This window comes from Staphylococcus simulans (genome assembly GCF_003043455.1).
GTDB classification, from domain to species: Bacteria; Bacillota; Bacilli; order Staphylococcales; family Staphylococcaceae; genus Staphylococcus; species Staphylococcus simulans_A.
The window spans coordinates 1-2,587 of record NZ_PZGG01000119.1; the positions used below are offsets into that span (position 1 = coordinate 1).

The following is a 2,587-nucleotide window of genomic DNA, read 5'->3' on the forward strand; positions in this document are numbered from 1 at the left end:
ATATCGAAAACTGTGAAAATAAATGAAAACGTGAGATTATCATCTTTAAGTGTCCGTAAGACTGATATTAAATTCTCAAAATGTTTCATAATAAAAATTAAATAATGATGTAAATGTTTTTAATGATGAATTGTGATTATGTTCTGTTTATGGTTTAATGAAACAAACGCTTATAAGAAACAAGCGGGAAGGGGATTATTAATTTCACATGAAAACCAGGAAAGAGAAACATAGAAATATAGTTTATTTCACTTCGGTAGGGATTATCCTGCTGGCGACTTTAGTTGCGGGCATTTTCCCGAAACTATTCGGAAAATATGCGCAGAGTACGTATGATGTTATCGCAGGGGCATTTGGATGGCTCTTCTTAGTCATTATTGTCGTACTGGATATTTTCTTAATCGCATTAGCCGTTTCACGATACGGCCGCTTCAAACTCGGCTCAGATGACTCTGAACCAGAATTCTCATTCATGTCTTGGATCGGGATGTTATTCTCAGCAGGCCTTGGTGTTGGGATTGTCTTCTGGGGAGTTGCAGAACCGCTGACACACTTCTTACACGCACCATTCCCAGGTGTTAAAGATCAATCTGCAGAATCTGCACGTTTAGCTATGGGTTATACCTTCTTCCACTGGGGTATCTCACAATGGTCTATCTTTGCGATGGCAGGCTTAACTGTAGCGTATTTCCAATTCCGTAAGAAACGTAACGGATTAATTTCTACAGCTATGGAGCCAGTCTTTGGTGAAGCTTATCCTAGACCTTTACGTAACTTGATCGATATTCTCGCAATTATCGCGACAGTCATGGGGATTGCGACATCAATTGGTTTAGGTATTATGCAAATCAGTGGTGGGTTACATCATGTCTTTGATGTACCGAATACAAATGTGACTAAAGTTGCGATTACAGTCATTATGGTATGTATCTTCTTAGGATCAGCACTTACAGGCTTAAACCGAGGTGTTAAATGGCTGAGTAATATCAATATCGGACTTGGGGCAGTCTTATTGATATTCATCTTAATCTTCGGTGATTTAAAATTCGTGCTAGAATCTTATACACTTGCGATTTCAGATTACTTAACACACTTCATTCAATATAGTTTACGCATCAATCCATACACAGGTGATAACAGTTGGGTTCAACAATGGACGGTCTTCTACTGGGCATGGGTCATTGCTTGGTCACCATTTATCGGCGGTTTCGTTGCCCGTGTATCACGTGGCCGTACGATTCGTGAATTCGTCATTGGTGTATTAATCATTCCACCATTAATTTCTTTCACTTGGATTGCTGGATTTGGCGGTACAGCATTAAAAATTGCGTTAACACAAAATACAGGTATCGAGAAAATTGTAGATAAAGACTACTCAGTCGCATTATTCGAGTTGTTGAAACAATTCCCAATCTCAGATATCACAAGTATTCTAGCTATTGCCTTAATCTTTATCTTTATTGTGACAAGCGCTGACTCTACAACACACATTGTCGCAAGTATGGCGACAGGCGGGGTTGATAACCCTAACGTAAAAGATAAAGTCATTTGGGGCTTACTAATCGGTGCGATTTCAGTCACAATGACTATCGCAGGTGGTTTAACAAGTTTACAAACCGCTTCACTTGTGACAGGCTTACCATTCTCTATCATCTTAGTGTTGATGATCTTTGCGATTATGGGTGCCTTACGTCGAGAACCGACAAAACACTTCCAGATGTCATATATTGATGATGAAAAAGACTTCTCTATACCATTAGAGAAACGTGAAAAAGAAATTCAAAAAGAACAAGAAGCGCAAGAACAAGCGCGACAAGAAGAACAAGAGAACCAACATAAAGAAGATTAAAATATAGAGATAAAGTGATAGCCGCTTCGCACGATGGGTGTGTGAAGCGGCTATTATTTATTGTATGATTTAAATAACTATTACATATTCTAATAAAAAGTGAATGCATCTAACCAGTTAGTGAGCATGCTTAATCAGGTGAAAAAAACTTGGAGAAAGAGAGAAGGACAACAATGATTAAAACGTTAAAAATCATCGCTTTTATCTTTTCACTTAGTTATTTAACCCTATTTATTACCAAATTTGTTTACCAACCTGTTTTAAGTGAAAAAATTGAAGGTTTCGCAGCACTAATTATTATTACACTGCTACTGGTAATTACAGTAAGTGAAAAATTAAGTAAAAAAGACAAAGCATAAAACGTATAGTGATATCACGAGGCGTTTTATGCTTTGTGTTTATTCCGATAGTGACTGATCCCATAAGCAATTAATATCACCCATAATAAAATATCAAAAGGATGAAGCAATGCCTGAAGGACAGACTTATGTTCAATAAAAATACTATCAAGTATCTTAAAGATTTGAAGTAGAATCATCGCAATGATGACGTAATACAAAGGCTTTCGCTTAACGGTACAGTAAATAATGAAGCTTAAGACAACTATGGGAATAAGGATAACGCTCAATGTATAAATCATATGTATGCATACCTTTCTTTATCTAAACTTATAAATAACGTCGTATTTGATTCATGAATACAATCACATACTCAGATATTTAACTTAGACATATACTG

The 2,587-nt window shown here is 36.6% G+C and carries 2 protein-coding genes; both read left to right on the forward strand.

The genetic code is table 11. From position 1 onward, the window contains the following. The first annotated feature begins 208 nt into the window (after nt 1-208). Nucleotides 209-1,849 carry a BCCT family transporter gene (locus BU038_RS12170; RefSeq protein ID WP_107606233.1) on the forward strand — a complete coding sequence of 547 codons (1,641 nt, stop codon included), beginning with the start codon at nt 209-211 and terminating at the stop codon, nt 1,847-1,849. A 149-nt stretch (nt 1,850-1,998) separates the two neighbouring features. Beyond that, on the forward strand, nt 1,999-2,208 hold the full coding sequence (locus tag BU038_RS12175) for a hypothetical protein (RefSeq protein ID WP_142402608.1): 210 nt from the start codon (nt 1,999-2,001) through the stop codon (nt 2,206-2,208). Nucleotides 2,209-2,587: the final 379 nt, after the last annotated feature.